The sequence below is a fragment of the Kitasatospora misakiensis genome (genome assembly GCF_042656005.1).
Lineage (GTDB): Bacteria > Actinomycetota > Actinomycetes > Streptomycetales > Streptomycetaceae > Kitasatospora > Kitasatospora misakiensis.
Map to the genome: position 1 here is coordinate 1 of NZ_JBHSOF010000063.1, position 19,599 is coordinate 19,599.

Consider the following 19,599-nt stretch of genomic DNA (forward strand, 5'->3'; position numbering starts at 1 on the left):
GACGTTTCAAACTCTAGCCGATCCCCGCTCCGAAAAGCGAATCCAGCCGCAATCCCCGTAAACGGGCACACCGAATAAACCCTGAGCCGGAACGCGTCGAAACAAAAAACGACACGACTCGGCCCGAATACGGGAAGAGGTGGTGTTTCAGAGGATTGGCCGCTCCGGGACCGTCCGCGCCGATGCGTGTCCGGTGCTCCCTGCCGAGTGACTACAGAACACTACGCCCGTTCGGAGGCAAAGGCAAACGGTCCACCCGGACGATGCGGGTGCAGACCGAGCGGCCCGCCTTCACGTACTCACCGTTGGGGTGGTCGTTGCCGTTGACCCAGCGGCGGGCGGCGGCCTCGTCGCGACCGCCGGCGCGGTGGCGGTCGATGAGGCGGGTCTCGCGGACGCTGTCGTCGGTCTCGACGTACCAGAGCTCGCGGAGCAGTCGGCGGGCCTCCGGCCAGGGGTGGTCGGCGGCGGCGAGGTAGTTGCCCTCGGTGACGACCAGGCGGGCGTGCGGGTGGACGACGTGGCGGGCGGCCACCGGTTCGTCGAGGTCGCGGTCGAAGTCGGGGACGTAGATGTCCTGGAACCGGTCGGTGGCGACCCGGCGCAGCAGGGCGACGTAGCCGTGCGCGTCGAAGGTGGCGGGTGCGCCCTTGCGGTGGCCGAGGCCGAGGCGGTCGAGCTGGCTGCCGGAGAGGTGGAAGCCGTCGAGGGGGAGGTAGGCCGCGCTGCCCGGGCCTTCCCGGCGTTCGACCTCGGCGACGAGGTGCCGGGCCAGCGTGGACTTGCCGGCGCCGGGTGGGCCGGCAAGTCCGAGGATGGCACGGGCCTCGCTGCCCGGGCCGCGCAGCAGGCCGAGGGCGAGGGACGTCAGACGGTCGGCGCCGGGGGTGTCCCCCGTGCGGCCCTCGGGGGTGCGGTCCGCGTTCATGGGCGAAACCCTACTCAGCGGGCGCCCGCGGGGGCTCGGGGCGGTCGGCGAGGGCGGGCAGTTCCAGGGTGAGGGTGCCGGCGTCCGCGTCGAGCAGGGCGGGGACGCCGAGCGGGACGGTGAGGGTGGACGGGCAGTGGCCGAAGCCGAGCTCCCACACGACCGGTATGCCGAGCGGCCCGAGGCGGTCGAGCATGACGTCCCGGACCCGGTCGAGCGGGCCGCAGCCCTCCCAGGAGCCGAGGGCGACGCCGGTGACGCCGTCGAAGGCGCCGGAGCGCAGGAGCTGGGTGAGGATGCGGTCGAGCTGGTAGGGGTGCTCGTTGACGTCTTCGAGGACCAGGATGTGGCCGGCGTAGGAGGGGCGGGCGGCGGGGGTGCCGCGTTCGGCGGCGAGGACGTGGGTGCAGCCGCCGGCGGTGATGCCGCGGGCCCGGCCGGGGACGAGGGTGGCGGCGGTGGCCGAGGTGAGGACGGTGGTGGCGGCGGGCTCGAAGAGGGTGCGGCGCAGGTGTTCGGCGGTGGGGCCGTCCCCGAGGAAGGCGGCCGTGGCGCTCATCGGTCCGTAGAGGGTGGTGAGGCCGAGGCGCTGGGCGACGGCCTCGTGCAGCGAGGAGACGTCGCTGAAGCCGATGAGGACCTTGGGCGGGGCGGCGCGCAGGGCGTCCCAGTCGAGGAGGTCGACCATGCGGTGGACCCCGTAGCCGCCGCGGGCGCAGATGACGGCGTCGACGGTGGGGTCGAGCCAGGCGGCCTGGAAGTCGGCGGCGCGGTCGGCGTCGGTGCCCGCGAGGTGGCCGAGGACGGGGTGGGTGTCGAGGACGTGCGGGGCGATCGTGACGCGCAGCCCCCACGAGCGGAGGAGGGCGGTGCCGGCGGCGAGCCGCTGCGGGTCGATGGGGCCGCTGGTGGCGACCACGGCGATGTGGTCCCCGGCGCGGAGGTGCGGCGGGCGGGTCAGCCCTCGGCCGGGGGTGGTCGGGTGCTGGTCCATGACCGGGTTCCTTCCGGGGTGGGGTGTTCTCGGGGCCGGCGCGGAACCGGCCCCGAGAGGTTATTCCCCTGACGCGTTCACAGCGATCCCATGACGGCGCGGACTTCGGTGAGGGTGGCGTCGGCGGTCGCGTTGGCGCGTTCGGCGCCGGCGCGCAGGACCTGGCGGATGTGGCCGCGGTCGGCGGCGAGTTCGGCGCGTCGGGCGCGGATCGGGCGGAGGTGCTCGTTCACGGCCTCGGTGGCGGTGCGCTTGAGGGCGGCGGCGCCGCCGTCGCCGATCTCCTCGGCGACCTCTTCGGGGGCGCGGTCCTGGCAGAGGGCGGTGAGCAGGAGGAGGTTGGAGACCTCGGGGCGGGCGGCCGGGTCGTAGCTGATGCGCCGGTCGGTGTCGGTCTTCGCGCCCTTGATGAGGCGGGCGGTGGTGTCCTCGTCGGCGGCGAGCGGGACGGAGTTGTTGCGGCTCTTGCTCATCTTGCCGCCGTCGGTGCCGAGGAGCAGCGGCGCGGAGGAGAGCAGGGCGCGGGGGCGGGGGAAGACGGTGGTGCCGTCGGGGTGCGGGTAGCGCTCGTTGAAGCGGCGGGCGACGGTGCGGGCGACCTCCAGGTGGGGCAGCTGGTCCTTGCCGACGGGGACGAGGTCGGCTTTGCAGAAGAGGATGTCGGCGGCCTGGTGGACGGGGTAGGTGAGCATCAGGCCGTTGACGGTGGCCTGGCTGGAGTGGGCGATCTCGTCCTTGACGGTGGGGTTGCGGTGGAGTTCGGCGACGCTGACCAGGCTGAGGAAGGGCAGGAGCAGTTGGTTGAGCGCGGGGACGGAGCTGTGGGTGAAGATCGTCGCGCGGTCGGCGTCGATGCCGGTGGCGAGGTAGTCGACGACGAGGTTCTCGGTGTGCTCGGCGAGGTGGTCGGCGATGTCCCGGTCGGTGATGACCTGGTAGTCGGGGATGACGAGGAACATCTCGACGCCGAGGCGTTGGAGGTGGACGCGGTTGCGGAGGCTGCCGAAGTAGTGGCCGAGGTGGAGCGGGCCGGTGGGGCGGTCGCCGGTGAGGACGCGGTGGGCGGCGGGGTCGCGGCGGATGTCCGCGTCCAGGTCGGTCAGGTCGGTGACGTCACTGGTGGCGGTGGTGGCGGTCGCGGTGGTCACGGGGTTTCTCCTCGGTACGGCGGTGGTGGCGGCCGTCCGGGGCTCGGGGCCCGTCCCGTCGGAGAAACGCAACAGGGCCGTCCATCCCGGACGGCCCTGGTCAGGCGTGGCTGGTGGCCGTCCTAGGACGGCCACCAGTTGAGACCCGCGAAGCGCTTCATGGGTCCGAGGGTAGCGGCGCCGGGCCGGCCTCGCCGCCGGTTTTCCAGTGGCGCCACTGACTGGGGCGAAGGCCTCTCAGAAGCGTCAGATAGGTTTGCCTCACCTAACTTCGACGTCCCGCCCCGAAGGAGTGCCGCGTGTCCCCCACCCCCGGCCGCCCGACCGACCCCCGCCCCACCCGCCGGACCCTGCTCACCGCGGCGCTCACCGGCGGAGCCGTCCTCGGCCTCGGCGGAGTGCTCACCGCCTGCGGCAGCTCGGGCGGATCGAGCGGATCGGGCGGCTCCGGCGGCGGTGCGGCGCAGCCCTCCGGCGGTTCCTCGCCGAACCAGAAGTCCGTCAAGCAGGGCGGCGACGACTACGCCGCGGTGATCGAGAAGATGAAGGGCTTCGGCACCGACGCCGCGCCCGGCGTCTACCCGCGGACCGTCAAGCACGCGATGGGCGAGACCGTCCTCCCCGCCAGGCCGACCCGGGTCGTCGTCCTCGACACCGGCGAGCTCGACAACGTCGTCTCGCTCGGCATCCAGCCCGTCGGCATGGTCCACACCGACGGCTCCAAGAGCATGCCGTCCTACCTCAAGGACAAGGCCGGCAACCCCGCCAACGTCGGCACCATCAACAGCCTCAACCTGGAGGCCATCGCCGCACTCAAGCCCGACCTGATCCTCGGCAGCCAGCTGCGCGCCCAGGACCAGTACGAGCAGCTCTCGAAGATCGCGCCGACCGTCTTCTCGCTGCGCCCCGGCTACCCGTGGAAGCAGAACTTCCTGCTCAACGCGAGCCCGTTCGGCCTGGAGGCGGAGGCCAAGGCGCAGCTGGACGCCTACCAGGTGGCCGCCGCGGCGATCGGCGCCGGGCTCGGCGCCAAGCGGCCCACCATCACCCCGCTGCGCTTCATGCCCGGCAAGACGCGGCTCTACGCGGAGCTGTCCTTCATCGACACCATCCTCACCGACGCGCAGCTGCCGCAGCCCAAGATCGAGCAGGTCAAGGAGCTCGCGGTGGAGATCAGCCCCGAGCAGATCGACAAGGCGGACGCCGACTGGGTCTTCTACGGGGTCTACGGCACGCCCAGCTCCACCAACCAGGACGCCGTCCTCGGCGGGGCGCTCTGGAAGACCCTGGGCGCGGTCAAGTCGGGGCAGGCGCGGCCGGTCGCGGACGAGACCTGGTTCCTCGGTCTCGGCGTGGCCGCGGCCAACGTCGTCCTCTCCGACCTCAAGGGCTTCCTCGCGGCCGGCGCCTGACCGACGAGCGCCCGGAGGCCCCCGGAGGTCGAATGGGCGTCAGGGCGTGGAACGGGTGGGACTGGTGGGACGAGAGGGACGGGTGGGACATAACGGTGTCGTGGGGCTCCCGGGGCGGAAACGCGCTTGGAGCAGGTCGCCCGGTACGGGAGGATCGGCGGGACCGCACCCCGAAGGGCCCGTGCCAATGACCACGCTCGACCGGACCGCCGCCGACCGGCCGTCGTCCGCCACACCTGTGCCCCTGCCGCCGTCCGCGTGCCCGGAGGGGCGGCCGGACGGCGCTGCCGCTCGGGTCGCTTCGGTCGCGGGGATGCCGGTGGACTCCGTCCTCCCGGCGGGCGGGGTGACCCGCTGCTCGATCGTGGCGGCGGGTGCCGACGGCCTGACGGGCGGCGCGTCCGGCGTCCTGCGGGACGGCTTCGTACCGCGACCGCGCGACGGGGACGCCGACGACGGGCGCGACGGGGCCGAGGGGGCCAGTCGGTCCGAGCGGTCGGGCCTGTCCGACAGGTCCGACGGTGGTGCGGGCGAGGGGTTCGTCCGGCTCCAGCAGCCGCCGACCGTCCAGGACCGGACCGTCCCCGTGCTTCAGGCCGCCCAGGAGGAGTTGCGCACCGTCGTCAACCGGCGGCCCGCACCGTCGCGCCGGCTGCGCCGGATGCATCCGCAGCCGGCCGTCGCCGCCGTCCGACCGGTCGTCCCCACACCGCGCACCGGCGAGGAGCCGGACGCCTCCGCTGCACGGGCGGCGACCACCGAAGCCCCGCTGGGCGTGCTGATCGGCGGTACCCCCCAGCCGCCGGACGCCTCCGGACGCCCGGGGTGGCCCGGGCATCCGGAGGAACGGCCGACCGTGCGGGCCACCGCCGAAATCGTCCGGCTCGGCCGGGGCACCTGCATGGTGGTGCTGCCCGCCTGGCGCCCCGCGATCGCCGTCTCCGTCCCGACCGAACGCCTGCTGAACGCCACCGGCCTCGCGTACGAGCAGTTGGCGGACGCGCGGCTGTCCGTCGTGATCAACCCCGGCGCCCTGCACGACCGGGAGCTGGACCTGCGGGACTGGCAGGCCGCCCCGCCCGGCCGGGTGGGCCGACGCGACGGGCGCCGTTCGCTCTAGCCGGTCGCTCCAGGCGGTCAGGGGTCGGTGCCGGTCAGGAGCGGGCGGGCCTGGCGTTCGGGATGTAGCCGAGGTCGACGGCCCGGGGTTCACGACGCTCGGCGAGCCAGCCCTCCCGCACATCCGCCAGCAGCTCCGGCAGCGTGGGCGGCCAGAGGGCGTCCGCGTGCTCGTCGGCGAGATCCTCCGGGGTCCACCAGCGCCAGTCGAGGATCTTGTCGGCGGCGTGCATCGCGCTGACGTCACCGACCGGGCCGCGGTGCGGACCACTGGCGAGGTAGATGTGCTCGTGCTGGCGGACCGGTGTGCCGTGCCAGGTGAAGTCGTGTTCCCAGGTGCAGAGCAGCGGGCCGGGTTCGAGGTCGGACCAGCCGGTCTCCTCCCAGAGCTCGCGGCGCGCCCCCGTCCACGGCGTCTCCCCGGGCTCGATGCCGCCACCCGGCATCGTCCAGTGCACACCGACCTCGCTGTTGTCCGAGCGCAGGAGGAAGACGGAGCCCGCGTCGTCCAGGACGACCGTCCGTGCCGCCTGACGGGGGGTCCTTCGCGCGTTTCGCCACAGGTTTCGCATCGGGTCACTCTCGCAGCGGTCCGCTCCGGCCGTCGAACGGGCTTCGCCGCTCCCCCGGGCGGCGGCTCCGCACGCGGGGGCCGGGCGGACAGTCAGGGTGGGGAGTCTCCCCGCGGAGCCCCGAACGACCGGTTCAGGCCTGTGACGTCGGGGTTTTGACGACTCGACGACCTGCCGGGGGCCGTACCCTGACGCCCATGCCCGCACCCGCATTCCTCCTCCCCTCGCATCCGCTGGACCCGCGCCGGATCGACCCGCAGTTCATCCGGGAGGCCCGGCTGCTGCGCGACCTGGGCGGCGAGCACTTCCTCGTCGACCACGACGCGCTGCTCGCCGGGGACGCCCGCGCGGCCGTCGCCCGGGTCCCGGCGGGGCGCGGACCGTTCTGGTACCGGGGGTGGATGCTCCCCTCGGACCGTTACGCGGCCTTCGCCGCCGCCCTGGCGGAGCGCGGCGGCCTGCTGCTGACCAGCCCGCCCGGGTACGCCTCGGCGCACGAACTGCCCGGCTGGTACGAGGTGTTCGAGGGGGCGACGCCGCAGAGCGTCTGGCTGCCGCTGGCGGGGGCCGGGAGCGGCAGCGGGAGTGGCAGCGGGAGTGGCAGCGGCGCCGGTGACGGATCCGGTGGCGGGGCCGGGATCGCACCGCCCGGCGAGGAGCGGTTGGCGTCGGCCGTCGACCGGCTCGGCGGCCACGGGCCGGCGATCGTCAAGGACTACGTGAAGTCGCGCAAGCACGAGTGGGACGAGGCCTGCTTCATCCCGGAGTTGGCGGACCTGCCGGCCGTGGCCCGGGTGGTCGCGCGGTTCGTGGAACTGCAGGGCGACTACCTGGCCGGCGGCGTGGTGCTGCGGCGGTTCGAGGAGTTCACCCGGGTGGGGTGGGACGTGAAGGACGGGCCGTCCGGCGGCGGTTCCGGTGCTTCCGATGCCTCCGGTGCTTCCACGGCGGGTCACGCCTCGGGCCGCGGGCTGGCGGACGGCGGGTGGGACGGCCGACGGCGGGCGGTGGAGGCCCGGGTGTGGTGGCTCGACGGCGAGCCGGTGCTGGTCGGACCGCATCCCGACCTGCCCGGCTCCCCCGCCGCCCCCGACCTGTCCGTGGTGCGGCCGCTGGTGCGGGCGCTCGGCTGCCGCTTCGTCACCACCGATCTGGCCGAGCGTGCCGACGGTTCCGGCTGGCGGGTGGTCGAGGTCGGCGACGGGCAGGTGAGCGAACTGCCCCGGGGGGTCGATCCCTCGGGGCTGCTGATCGCACTGCTCGCGGCGTGACCGGGAGGTGTCGTGATCGGGGCGGCGGGCCTGTCATGGGCCCGCCGCCCCTGGCCGTTCACGGTCCGCTCAGCCGTCCCGCCGTCCGCCGATCACGTCCGAGGCGGGACGGGCCCGGTGCTGTGTCCGGTGTCGTGTCCGCCGTGTCCGCCGTGCCCGTCCGCGACGAACGCCTGCCAGAGCCGGGCGTACGCCCCGCCCCGCGCCAGCAGTTCGCCGTGCGTGCCGTCCTCGACCACCCGGCCGTGGTCCAGCACGACGACCCGGTCGGCGCGCTCGGCGGTGGTCAGCCGGTGTGCGATGACCAGCGTCGTGCGACCGCCGCTGAGCCGGTCCGCGGCGTGGTTGACCGCCGCTTCGGTGGCCAGGTCGAGGGCCGCGGTGGCCTCGTCCAGCAGCAGGATGTCCGGGTCGACCAGTTCGGCCCGGGCCAGCGCGATCAGCTGGCGCTGACCCGCCGAGAGGTTGCGGCCGCGGCCGGTGACCTCGTGGTCGTAACCGCCGGTCAGCTTGAGGATCATGTCGTGCGCGCCGACCGCCCGGGCCGCCGCCTCCACCTCGGCCGCCGAGGCCCCGGGCCGGCCGTACGCGATGGCCTCGCGCACCGTCCCGGCGAACAGGTAGGCCTCCTGCGGCACCACGCCGAGCCGGTGCCGGTACTGGGCGAGGTCGTAGCGGGTCAGGTCGACGCCGTCGACCCGGACGGTGCCGGCCGTCGCGTCGTAGAACCGGGCGACCAGCTTGACCAGGGTCGACTTGCCGGCACCCGTCTCGCCGACCAGCGCCACCGTCTGCCCGGCGGGGATCCGCAGACTGACGTCGGTGAGGACGTCCGGGGCGCCGTCCGCACCGCCGTTGTAGGCGAAGCCGACGCCGTCGAACTCGATCTCGCCGCGGAGTCCGTCCGGCACGGGCACCGGATCGGCGGCCTGCGCGGTGCTGGTCCGGGTGCGCAGCAGTTCGCGGATCCGGCCCAGGCCCACCGCCGCCTGCTGGTAGCCGTCGAACACCTGGGAGAGCTGGTTGACCGGGGCGAAGAACAGGTCGATGTAGAGCAGGTAGGCGACCAGCGCGCCGACGGTGAGCGTCCCGGCGTCCACCCGGGACGCGCCCACGATCAGCACCAGCGCGGCGGCCACGCTGGAAAGGAACTGCACGAACGGGAAGTACAGCGAGATGTAGAGCTGGGCTCGGACCCGGGCGTCCCGGTAGGCGATGCCCCGGGCGACGAAGCGGTCGGTGTTGGCGTCCAGCCGGCGGAACGCCTGGACGATCCGCATGCCGGCCACGTTCTCCTGCAGGTCCGCGTTGACCGTGCTGATGAGGTCCCGGGAGATCTCGTACTGGGCCTTGGACTTCCGGCGGAACACCAGGGTCGCGACCACCAGCAGCGGCAGCACCGCGAAGACCGCCAGGGCGAGTCCGGCGTCGATCACCAGCAGGGCGGCGAGGATGCCGAGGAAGGTCAGCAGGCTGACCACGGCCGTGACCACGCCGGTCTGGAGGAAGGAGGTGAGCGAGTCCAGGTCGGTGGTCATCCGGGTCATGATCCGGCCGGAGAGCTCGCGCTCGTAGTAGTCGAGGCCGAGCCGGTTGAGGTGGGCGAAGATCTTGAGCCGGAGCGTGTAGAGCACCCGCTCGCCGGTCCGGCCGCTGACCCGGTTCTCGGCGCCCTGCACCAGCCAGTCCAGCAGGACGATCACCAGGGCGGTGAGCGAGGCGACGGTGACGCCGGTCATGACGCCCTTGCTGACGCCGTCGTCGATGCCGTGCCGGATCAGGATCGGCAGGACGAGGCCGGCGCCCGCGTCCAGGGCGACCAGCAGCAGCGCCAGGGCGAGCGGCGCGCGGAAGGGGCGCAGCAGGCAGCGGAGGCTGAAGTCGGGGTCGCCCTGCTCGGCCTCGGCCCGGGGGATCTCCGGGTGGTCGGTGGCCGGCGGGAGCGCGGCGACCTGGGCGAGCAGTTCGGGCGCGGCGGTGCGGGCGGCCTTGGTCAGGGCCGGGGTGGGCATGGCGGGGGCCGGGGGTGCGGCTTCGGTCGCGGCGGCGTCCGTGCTTTCGGCGTTCGTGCTTCCGGCGTTCGTGCTCTCGGCGTTCGTGCTCTCGGTGTCCGCCGGGGTGGGCTGGTCGGCCGCCGCGGGGGTCCGGCCGGCCTCGGGGTCGGTGATCAGGGCCCGGTACTGGGGACATCGGGCGTCGAGTTCCTCGTGCGTGCCGATGTCGAGCAGCCGGCCGTGCTCCAGGACGGCGATCCGGTCGGCGAGCTGGAGGGTGGAGCGGCGGTGGGCGATCAGCAGGGTGGTGCGGCCGGCCATCACCGAGCGCAGCGCGTCGTGGATCTCCGCCTCGATCTGCGGGTCGACCGCCGAGGTGGCGTCGTCGAGCAGCAGGATGCGGGGGTCGGTGAGGATCGCCCGGGCCAGGGCGATGCGCTGGCGCTGGCCGCCGGAGAGGGTGAGGCCCTGCTCGCCGACCTTGGTCTCGTACCCGTCGGGCAGGGCCCGGACGAACTCGTCGGCCTGGGCGGCGCGGGCGGCGGCGACGATCTGCTCGTCGGTGGCGTCCGGACGGCCGTAGGCGATGTTGGTGCGGACCGTCTCGGAGAAGAGGAAGCTCTCCTCGGGCACGGTGCCGACGGCCGCCCGTACCGAGTCGAGGGTCAGGTCGCGCAGGTCGTGACCGTAGAGGCGGACGGCGCCGTCCGCCGGATCGTAGAACCGGGGCACCAACTGCGCGACGGTGGACTTGCCCGAACCGGACGCGCCGACCAGGGCCAGGGTCTCGCCGGGGGCGAGGCGGAGGCTGAGGCCGTGCAGGACGGGTGACGGGTGCTCGGGGTCGTAGCGGAAGCCGACCCGGTCGAACTCCAGCGCCACCTCGGTGGTCAGCGGTCCGACGACGCGCGGGCCGACGCTCGGCGCGGCGGCGGTGACGGCAGGCGCGTCGGCGGTGGCAGGACCGGTGCTGCCGGGGACCGGCTCGGTCGGCTCCAGGGCGAGGTCGAGGACGACCGCGTCCGGGCGTTCCTGCACCAGCGGTCGCTCGTCGATCAGCTGGAGCACGCGCTCGACGCCGGCCCGGGCCTGCTGGCCGACCGTGATGACCATGGTCAGCATCCGGACCGGACCGGTCATCTGCGCCACGTAGGTGGAGAAGGCGACGAACGTCCCGAGCGAGACCTGCCCGTCGACCGCCAGCCAGCCGCCGAAGGCCAGCACGGCCACCTGGGCGAGTGCGGGGACCGCCTGCATGGCGGGGTTGTAGCGGCTGTTGAGCCGGATCGACCGCAGCCGGGCCGCGAAGAGGCGGTGCGAGGCGCCCTCCAGCTTGTCCAGCTCCTGGTCCTCCTGGCCGAAGCCCTTGACCACCCGCACGCCGCCGATCGCCTCGTCGACCACGCCGGCGACGGCCGCGGCCTCCTGCTGGGCGGCCCAGGTGGCGGGGAAGAGCCGCTTGCGGCTGAGGCCCGAGAGCCACCACAGCGCCGGGGCCATGACCAGGGCGACCAGGGTGAGCGGCGGCGAGAGCCAGATCATCACGCCGAGCGACATGACGAACATGAGCAGGTAGCCGGTCATCATGGGCAGCATCGAGAGCAGCCCGTTGACCAGTTGGAGGTCGGAGGTCGCGCGGCCGACCACCTGGCCGGTGTCGAGCCGGTCCTGGCGGTGGCCGTCGAGTCTGCCGAGCGAGCGGAACAGGTCGGCGCGCATGTCGTGCTGGACGTCGACGGCCAGCTGCCCGCCGTAGTAGCGGCGGACCTGGGTGCAGCCGAACACGACGGCGGCGGCCAGCAGCAGGACGACGGCCCACGGGGCGAGCGGGCGGGAGTGCGCGGTGATGACGTCGTCGATGATCAGCTTGGTGACCAGGGGCACCAGGGCGGTGACGGCCATGCCGAGCAGCGAGGCGCCGAAGGCGAACAGCACGCTGCGCCGGGAGCGCCAGCAGTAGGCGAGCAGCCGCCGGAGCCAGCCCTGGCCCTCGGCGTCGCCGGGGCTGGTGCCGGTGCCGGTGCCGGTGCCGTCCGGGGTGCCGGTGGCGGGTGTGGTGTCGGTGGCGGGTGTGGTGTCGGTGGCGGGTGTGGTGTCGGTGGCGGTCGTGGTTCCGGGGGTCGGGCCCGGCCGGGCATGCCCGTCCGCGGGCTTGTCCGGCGAGGTGCCCGCAGCGCCCCGCGCGCCGTCCGCGCCCGCGGTGCCGGTTCGGGTGCCGCTCGGGGAAAGCTCCACCGTAGATCCGTGAGTCTCAGGCATATTTAGGGATGCTAACCATTCCGTCGGGTGACCGCCATGGAATTTCAGGCCAGGCCGAGCCGGGAATCCCGGCCCGACGGAGGGGCCAACAGCCCACAGCCTGCGGTGATTCCCACCGGACCGGGTCGGGCCGGCGCGCCCAGTACCAGGGTCGCCGACGGCGCCGGATCCGCCCACCGCCCATCGGCGCAGGGGGCGGACCATCCTTGGTCCTAGGTCGGGCGCCCGACCCGCCCCCGAGCACGGCTGCGGCCGGTGCGGGGTGGGGCGCCGGGGTGCGGGCGGGGGTAGGGGGTGCCGGGGTGCGAGGTGACCGATGTGCCCCGAACGGAGTAACCGGCCCCCGCGGGCTCAGGCCGACGCGCCCGCGCCGGACCCGGCTTCCGTGGCCTCGACGTCGGACCGCGTGGGGTCGGCGGCGACGGCGACGGCCGCCGCCGAGAACGCGCCGTGTGCCAGGTCGTGCAGCAGCGCGGCCATCGCGTCACGGGCGAGTCCGGCGCGCTCGTCCCCCTGGGCGGGGTTCGGGCCGTGGCTGTGCGGGGTGGAGTTGATCAGCCCGAAGACGGCGTGCACGGCCGCCCGGGCGACCGGCTCGGCGGTCGGGACCGCGAACGGCGGGTAGGCCTGGCGGACCACCTCGACCCAGAGCTCCACGTAGGCGCGCTGGAGACGGCGGACGGTTCGGCGGTCCTCCTCGCGGAGGTTGAGCAGTTCCCGGTCGTGCAGGGTGATCAGGTCGCGGTCGTCGAGTGCGAAGTCGACGTGGCCGCCGATCAGCGCGTCCAGTGCGGCGGTGGGGCCCTCGCTGCCGCCGGCCCGGCGGCGACCCTCCTCCAGCAGCCGCTCGCTGATGCCGACGAGCAGGTCGGCGAGCATCGCGTCCTTCCCGGCGAAGTGCCGGTAGAGGCCGGGGCCGCTGATTCCGACGGCCTTGCCGATCTCGTCCACTCCGACACCGAGGAAGCCTCGGGCCGCGAACAGCCGGGCGGCCTCCCTGCGGATCTGGTCGCGGCGTGGGAGCCCTGAGGCGGATGGGACGTTCGGCATGCGGTCCATCGTAGACAGTCGGGTTATCGCTGGTTAACCTGGGCGACGGAAGTTAACGTTCATTAACGTGTGGGGGTCACGGGCTCACCGGCCCTGTTGGCCCACCTGCCACCGAGGGCAAGGGAGCTCTTGGAATGGTCATCTCCACCGCCGGCGCACCCACCGGCGTCAACGGCAGTGCGGCAGCCGGCACCCCGGCGGGCAGCGCGGCCTTCGGCCCCGTCGCACCGGGCTCGGCCGCACCGGCCCCCCGGCTCGACACGGGCGTCGACCCCGGGTCCGAGGCATTCCGGACGAACACCGCCGCCCACCGGGCACTGGTCGCCGAACTCCGCGAGAAGCTCGGCACGGCCGCGCTCGGCGGCGGCGCCAAGGCCCGCGCCCGCCACACCGCGCGCGGCAAGCTGCTCCCCCGCGACCGGGTGGACACCCTGCTCGACCCGGGCTCCCCCTTCCTCGAACTGGCCCCGCTGGCGGCGGACGGGATGTACGACGGCGCCGCCCCGGCCGCCGGGGTGATCGCCGGCATCGGCCGGGTCGCCGGGCGCGAGGTGGTCGTGGTCGCCAACGACGCCACCGTCAAGGGCGGCACCTACTACCCGATGACGGTCAAGAAGCACCTGCGCGCCCAGGAGGTCGCGCTGGAGAACCGGCTCCCCTGCGTCTACCTGGTCGACTCCGGCGGCGCCTTCCTCCCGATGCAGGACGAGGTCTTCCCGGACCGCGACCACTTCGGTCGGATCTTCTACAACCAGGCGCGCCTCTCCGCCGCGGGCATCCCGCAGATCGCCGCCGTGCTCGGCTCCTGCACCGCCGGCGGCGCGTACGTCCCGGCGATGAGCGACCAGGCCGTCATCGTCCGCAACCAGGGCACCATCTTCCTCGGCGGGCCGCCGCTGGTGAAGGCGGCGACCGGCGAGGTGGTGACCGCGGAGGAGCTCGGCGGCGGCGACCTGCACTCCCGGACCTCCGGCGTCACGGACCACCTGGCCGAGGACGACGCCCACGCCCTGTCCATCGTCCGCACCATCGTCGCCGGGCTCGGCCCGCGCCCGGCCCGCCCGTGGCCGCTCGCCCCGGCCGAGCCGCCGGCCGTCGACCCGGCCGGCCTGTACGGGGCCGTCCCGGTCGACCCGCGCACGCCGTACGACGTGCGCGAGGTGATCGCCCGGCTGGTCGACGGCAGCCGGTTCGCCGAGTTCAAGGCCGAGTACGGCGCGACCCTGGTGACCGGCTTCGCCCGGATCCACGGCCACCCGGTCGGCATCGTCGCCAACAACGGCGTGCTGTTCGCCGAGTCCGCCCTCAAGGGCGCCCACTTCATCGAGTTGTGCGACCAGCGGGGCATCCCCCTCCTCTTCCTGCAGAACATCACCGGCTTCATGGTCGGCCGGCAGTACGAGGCGGGCGGCATCGCCAAGCACGGCGCCAAGATGGTCAACGCCGTCGCCTGCACCCGCGTCCCGAAGCTGACGGTGGTGATCGGCGGCTCGTACGGAGCCGGCAACTACTCGATGTGCGGCCGGGCCTACTCACCCCGCTTCCTGTGGATGTGGCCGAACGCCAAGATCTCCGTGATGGGCGGTGAGCAGGCCGCGTCGGTGCTGGCCACCGTCCGCCGCGACCAGTTGGAGGCGCACGGCGAGGAGTGGCCCACCGAGGCGGAGGAGGAGTTCAAGCGCCCCGTCCGCGAGCAGTACGAGCGCCAGGGCAACGCCTACTACGCCAGCGCCCGGCTCTGGGACGACGGCGTGATCGACCCGATGGACACCCGGACCGTCCTCGGTCTGGCGCTCACCGCCTGCGCCAACGCCCCGCTCCCGGCGCCCGGCCCGTTCGGCGTCTTCCGCATGTAGCGCTCGTCCCCGCGGGCGGCGGCCCACCCGCCCCGCCGCCCTCCCCGGTGCCCGGCACCCACCCGATGCCTACCACCTCCTTCGTACGGCTCCCCTCGACCCGGAGGAACGCCTCCCATGTTCGACACAGTTCTGGTCGCCAACCGCGGCGAGATCGCCGTCCGGGTGATCCGCACCCTGCGGCGGCTCGGTGTCCGCTCGGTCGCCGTGTTCAGCGACGCCGACGCCGACGCACCGCACGTCCGCGAGGCCGACGTCGCGGTCCGGCTCGGTCCGGCCGACCGCAGCGACAGCTCCGCCGCCGAGACCTACCTGCGGACCGACCAGATCCTCGCCGCCGCCCGCCGCACCGGCGCCCAGGCCGTCCACCCCGGCTACGGCTTCCTCGCCGAGAACGCCTCCTTCGCCCGCGCCTGCGCCGACGCCGGCCTCGTCTTCATCGGTCCTCCTCCCGCCGCGGTCGAGCTGATGGGTGACAAGATCAACGCCAAGGAGGCCGTACGGGCCGCCGGCGTGCCGGTGGTTCCAGGCAGCCGGGCCACCGCGCCCACCGACGAGGAACTCGTCGCGGCGGCCGCCGGGATCGGCTACCCCGTACTGCTCAAGCCGTCCGCCGGCGGCGGCGGCAAGGGCATGCGCCTGGTCCGCGACCCGGCCGACCTGCCGACCGAGATCGCCGCCGCCCGGCGCGTCGCCCGCACCGCCTTCGGTGACGACACCCTGCTGCTGGAGCGCTGGATCGACCGGCCGCGCCACATCGAGGTGCAGGTGCTGGCCGACGCCCACGGCACCACCGTCCACCTCGGCGAGCGCGAGTGCAGCCTGCAGCGCCGCCACCAGAAGTTGATCGAAGAGGCTCCCTCCGTTCTGCTCAATGCCGAGACCCGCGCGGCCATGGGGGCCGCGGCCGTCCGGGCCGCCGAGTCCTGCGGCTACACCGGCGCCGGCACCGTGGAGTTCATCGTCCCCGGCATCGACCCGGTCTCCCCCACCCCCACCGAGGGCGTGCGGGACTTCTTTTTCATGGAGATGAACACCCGTCTCCAGGTGGAACACCCCGTCACCGAGCTCGCCGTCGCGGTGGCCGAGCCGCGCCCGCGGAGTTCGTCCACGTCAGGTTCGCCTGCGGGCGAACCGGCCGCCGACCCCGACCACGGCCCCGACCACGGCCCCGCCGCCGGCCGGCCCCGGCGGCTCGACCTGGTCGAGTGGCAGCTGCGGATCGCCGCCGGCGAGCCCCTCACCTTCACCCAGTCCGACATCTCCTTCCAGGGCCACGCCATCGAGGCCCGAATCTGCGCCGAGGACCCGGAGCGGGACTTCCTGCCCACCGGCGGCCGCATCCTGCTCCTCGACGAACCGCAGGGCGAAGGCATCCGGGTGGACTCCGGGGTGGCCCCCGGGACCGTGATCACCAGCTCCTACGACCCCATGCTCGCCAAGGTCATCGCCTACGGGCCCGACCGCGCGACCGCGCTGCGGCGCCTGCGCGCCGCGCTGGCCGACACCCGGATCCTCGGCGTCACCACCAACACCGGCTTCCTGCGGCGGCTCCTCGCACACCCCGAGGTCGCCGCCGGCCGGCTCGACACCGGCCTGGTCGAGCAGACGGCGCAGCAGCAGCCCGGACTGCTCGCCTCGCCGTACTCCCCGGCCACCGCGTCCATCGCGACCAGCGCGTCCACCGCGACCCTGGAGCCCGCCGAGACCCCCGACGCCCTGCCGTCGGAGTCTCCGACCCCCGCCCACCTCCTCTACTACGCGGCCGCGCTCGCGCGGCACCTGGACCTCACCCCCGCCGCCGACGCCGACGGCTGGACCGACCCGTTCTCCCTTCCCTCCGGCTGGCGCCTGGGCGGCGACCCCGCCTGGACCACCCACCGACTCCGTACCCCCGGCCAGGATCCGGTCTCGGTGTGCGTCCGCCCGATCACTGCGAGCAACGTAGCGGAGGCCACTGACAATCCGTCCGGCGCCGCCGCGGAGGTGGAGATCCGGCTCGACGCCGGGCCGGTCCACCGCGCCCGGGCCGGCCGTACCGGCGACCGCCTCCACCTGACGGTCGACGGCCTGCGGACGAGCTTCGCCCTCGCCGCCGACCGGGCCTCCGCGCCCGCCACCGGCCCGGTGACCTGGCTCGGCATCGACGGCGACGCCTGGCCGGTGCACGGCCACGACCCGGTCGGCGAGAGCGCCGTCGGCGGCGGCGCCCACCACGGCGCCCTGACCGCGCCGATGCCGGGCACCGTCACGGTCGTCAAGACCACGGCCGGCGAGTCGGTCCGCAAGGGCCAGCCCCTGCTCGTCCTGGAGGCCATGAAGATGGAGCACGTGATCTCCGCCCCGCACGACGGCACGGTCAGTGAGCTGCGGGCCACCGCCGGCGCCACCGTGGCGATGGAGGAACTGCTGGTCGTGGTGACCCCCACTGAGACCGGGGCCGAGACTGAAACCGAGACCGGCCCGGCCGACGCCGAGCCCCTCGCGGAGGTGCGGTCGTGACCGGCGCCGCGCCGAGAGGCGCCGGGCCCACGCGCGAGCCGGACGCCCTCGATCTGGGCCTGCCGGACCCGGTCCGCGCCCCCGGGCTGCCCGAGGAGGTGCGGATCCACGAGGTCGGCCCGCGCGACGGGCTGCAGAACGAGGGCTCCCTCGTCCCGGTCGAGGTCAAGGCCGAGTTCATCGACCGGCTCGCGGCCGCCGGGCTGCGCACCGTCGAGGCGACCAGCTTCGTCCACCCGAAGTGGGTGCCCCAGCTCGCCGACGCCGAGGAGCTGATGCCCCGGCTCGCCGACCTGCCGGACCGTCACCCCGGCCTGCGGCTGCCGGTGCTGGTTCCCAACGAGCGCGGCCTGGACCGCGCGCTGGCCCACCACGCCACCGACGTGGCGGTGTTCGCCAGCGCCACCGAGACCTTCGCCCGCCGCAACCTCAACCGCTCGGCGGACGGCGCGATGGCGATGTTCCGCCCCGTGGTGGAACGGGCCACGGCGGCCGGGGTCCCGGTCCGCGGCTACCTGTCGATGTGCTTCGGCGACCCCTGGGAGGGGCCGGTCCCGGTCGCCCAGGTGGTCGGCCTCGGGGTGCGGCTGCTGGAGATGGGCTGCGCCGAGCTGAGCCTCGGCGACACCATCGGCGTGGCCACTCCCGGCCAGGTCACCGCCCTGCTGGACGGGTTCGCCGCGGCGGGCGTGCCGGTCGGCCGGCTCGCGGTGCACTTCCACGACACCTACGGCCAGGCGCTCAGCAACACGCTGACCGCGCTGCGCGCCGGGGTCACCGTCGTGGACGCCTCCGCGGGCGGGCTGGGCGGCTGCCCCTACGCCAAGAGCGCCACCGGCAACCTGGCCACCGAGGACCTGGTGTGGATGCTGCACGGACTCGGCATCCGGACCGGCGTCGACCTGCGCGCCCTGGTCGCCACCAGCGGCTGGATGGCGCGCCGGCTCGGCCGGCCGAGCCCCTCCCGCACGGTCCAGGCCCTGCTCGGCGCCACCGCCGCCGGAGCACCGGACTGACCCCGCACCGACCGTCCCGCGCACCGTACGTCCCGCGCCGGCCGACTCCCCGCCCGGCCGGCGCCCACCGGACCCGGCCGTTCGACCTCCGGCCGGTCCACCCACGTTCGTCCGATCGTCACACCGCCCTCGTCACACCAGCACGGGAGGCGGTCGTCCCGACCAAGCCCGCGCCCACCAGGCAGGGCCCCAGGAGGATCACCATGCTCGATCACCGGTTGAACACCGAGCACGAGGAACTGCGGCGCACCGTGGCCGAATTCGCCCAGGACGTGGTCGCGCCGAAGATCGGCGAATACTACGAGCAGGGCGAGTTCCCCTACGAGATCGTGCGGGAGATGGGGCGGATGGGCCTGTTCGGCCTGCCGTTCCCGGAGGAGTACGGCGGCATGGGCGGCGACTACTTCGCGCTCTGCCTGACGCTGGAGGAGCTGGCCCGGGTCGACTCCTCGGTCGCGATCACCCTGGAGGCGGCGGTCTCGCTCGGTGCGATGCCGATCTACCGTTTCGGCACGGAGGAGCAGAAGCGCGAGTGGCTGCCCCGGCTGACCTCCGGCGAGATGCTCGGCGCGTTCGGCCTGACCGAGCCCGAGGGCGGCTCGGACGCCGGGGCGACCCGCACCACCGCCCGCTACGACGAGGCCACCGACGAGTGGGTGATCAACGGCACCAAGTGCTTCATCACCAACTCCGGCACCGACATCACCGGCCTGGTCACCGTCACCGCGCTCACCGAACCGATCGCTCGTTCGAGTGAAGAAGGCGAATTCTCCTCGCCCCGGCGCGAAATCTCCTCCATCATCGTGCCCACCGGGACCCCCGGGTTCCAGGTGTCGAAGAAGTACTCGAAGGTCGGATGGAACGCATCCGACACCCGCGAACTGTCCTTTACCGACTGCCGCGTTCCCGCGGCCAACCTGCTGGGCGAGCGAGGTCGCGGCTACGCCCAGTTCCTGCGGATCCTCGACGAGGGGCGCATCGCGATCGCCGCCCTGGCCACCGGCCTGGCCCAGGGCTGCGTCGACCAGTCCGTCCTGTACGCCGGTACCCGCCGCGCCTTCGGCCGGCCGATCGGCGCCAACCAGGCCATTCAGTTCAAGCTCGCCGACATGGAGCTGCGCGCCCACACCTCCCGCCTCGCCTGGCGGGACGCCGCCTCCCGGCTGCTGCACTCGGAACCGTTCAAGAAGGAGGCCGCGATCGCCAAGCTGTACTCGTCGGAGGCCGCCGTCGACAACGCCCGCGAGGCGACCCAGATCCACGGCGGGTACGGCTTCATGAACGAATTCCCCGTCGCCCGCTTCTGGCGGGACTGCAAGATCCTGGAAATCGGTGAGGGCACCTCGGAGGTGCAGCGCATGCTCATCGCGCGAGAGCTCGGCGTCTCCTGAGGCAGGTGTAGGTCACGTGCGCCGCGCTGTCCGTCGGCCCACGTGCCCGTCGGCTCCTTGGGTCGACGGGCGTGGGGCCGGCGGACG

Annotated in this window: 13 protein-coding genes; 7 read left to right on the forward strand and 6 right to left on the reverse strand. The window is 73.9% G+C overall.

The genetic code is table 11. The features are described 5' to 3' along the window. Positions 1-211: 211 nt before the first annotated feature. The 3 genes from ACFP3U_RS32335 to trpS all read right to left on the reverse strand — a co-directional run bounded on the left by ACFP3U_RS32335 (position 212) and on the right by trpS (position 3,070). Complete coding sequence (locus ACFP3U_RS32335) at positions 212-928, reverse strand: nucleoside/nucleotide kinase family protein (protein ID WP_380229313.1); 717 nt, start codon at positions 926-928, stop codon at positions 212-214. Between the two features lie 10 nt (positions 929-938). Continuing rightward, positions 939-1,922 carry a S66 peptidase family protein gene (locus tag ACFP3U_RS32340; RefSeq protein WP_380229314.1) on the reverse strand — a complete coding sequence of 328 codons (984 nt, stop codon included), beginning with the start codon at positions 1,920-1,922 and terminating at the stop codon, positions 939-941. A gap of 77 nt (positions 1,923-1,999) precedes the next feature. Further along, complete coding sequence (gene trpS / locus ACFP3U_RS32345; RefSeq protein ID WP_380229315.1) at positions 2,000-3,070, reverse strand: tryptophan--tRNA ligase; 1,071 nt, start codon at positions 3,068-3,070, stop codon at positions 2,000-2,002. A gap of 299 nt (positions 3,071-3,369) precedes the next feature. Here trpS and ACFP3U_RS32350 point away from each other — a divergent pair, with 299 nt between their 5' ends. Together ACFP3U_RS32350 and ACFP3U_RS32355 are read left to right on the forward strand one after the other, a co-directional pair. Beyond that, positions 3,370-4,482 carry an ABC transporter substrate-binding protein gene (locus ACFP3U_RS32350; protein WP_380229316.1) on the forward strand — a complete coding sequence of 371 codons (1,113 nt, stop codon included), beginning with the start codon at positions 3,370-3,372 and terminating at the stop codon, positions 4,480-4,482. A 313-nt stretch (positions 4,483-4,795) separates the two neighbouring features. After that, entirely contained in the window at positions 4,796-5,602 is an 807-nt protein-coding gene (locus ACFP3U_RS32355; protein ID WP_380229317.1) for a hypothetical protein, read from the forward strand. 34 nt (positions 5,603-5,636) lie between these two features. On the opposite strand, the gene ACFP3U_RS32360 is transcribed toward ACFP3U_RS32355, so the two are convergent. Next, positions 5,637-6,173 (reverse strand): NUDIX hydrolase, encoded by a 537-nt coding sequence (locus ACFP3U_RS32360; RefSeq protein WP_380229318.1) that lies wholly within the window; start codon positions 6,171-6,173, stop codon positions 5,637-5,639. Positions 6,174-6,370: 197 nt separating this feature from the next. Between ACFP3U_RS32360 and ACFP3U_RS32365 the strand changes: the two genes are divergently transcribed. After that, positions 6,371-7,444, forward strand: coding sequence for an ATP-grasp domain-containing protein (locus tag ACFP3U_RS32365; RefSeq protein ID WP_380229319.1), 1,074 nt, complete (start codon positions 6,371-6,373; stop codon positions 7,442-7,444). A gap of 92 nt (positions 7,445-7,536) precedes the next feature. On the opposite strand, the gene ACFP3U_RS32370 is transcribed toward ACFP3U_RS32365, so the two are convergent. Then, complete coding sequence (locus ACFP3U_RS32370; protein ID WP_380229320.1) at positions 7,537-11,697, reverse strand: ABC transporter ATP-binding protein; 4,161 nt, start codon at positions 11,695-11,697, stop codon at positions 7,537-7,539. Positions 11,698-12,048: 351 nt separating this feature from the next. Further along, positions 12,049-12,747: an SACE_7040 family transcriptional regulator gene (locus tag ACFP3U_RS32375; protein WP_380229321.1), complete on the reverse strand. Its 699-nt coding sequence runs from the start codon at positions 12,745-12,747 to the stop codon at positions 12,049-12,051. Between the two features lie 134 nt (positions 12,748-12,881). On the opposite strand from ACFP3U_RS32375, the gene ACFP3U_RS32380 reads away from it, so the two are divergent. From ACFP3U_RS32380 to ACFP3U_RS32395, 4 genes are all read left to right on the forward strand, one after another. Continuing rightward, complete coding sequence (locus tag ACFP3U_RS32380) at positions 12,882-14,603, forward strand: carboxyl transferase domain-containing protein (protein ID WP_380229322.1); 1,722 nt, start codon at positions 12,882-12,884, stop codon at positions 14,601-14,603. A gap of 117 nt (positions 14,604-14,720) precedes the next feature. Then, a complete protein-coding gene (locus ACFP3U_RS32385) occupies positions 14,721-17,105 on the forward strand; it encodes an ATP-binding protein (protein WP_380229323.1) in 2,385 nt (794 codons plus the stop codon). Further along, positions 17,102-18,121 (forward strand): hydroxymethylglutaryl-CoA lyase, encoded by a 1,020-nt coding sequence (locus ACFP3U_RS32390; protein WP_380229324.1) that lies wholly within the window; start codon positions 17,102-17,104, stop codon positions 18,119-18,121. The genes ACFP3U_RS32385 and ACFP3U_RS32390 overlap by 4 nt, the downstream gene beginning before the upstream one ends. 203 nt (positions 18,122-18,324) lie before the next feature. Next, a complete protein-coding gene (locus ACFP3U_RS32395; RefSeq protein ID WP_380229325.1) occupies positions 18,325-19,512 on the forward strand; it encodes an acyl-CoA dehydrogenase family protein in 1,188 nt (395 codons plus the stop codon). Positions 19,513-19,599 lie beyond the last annotated feature (87 nt).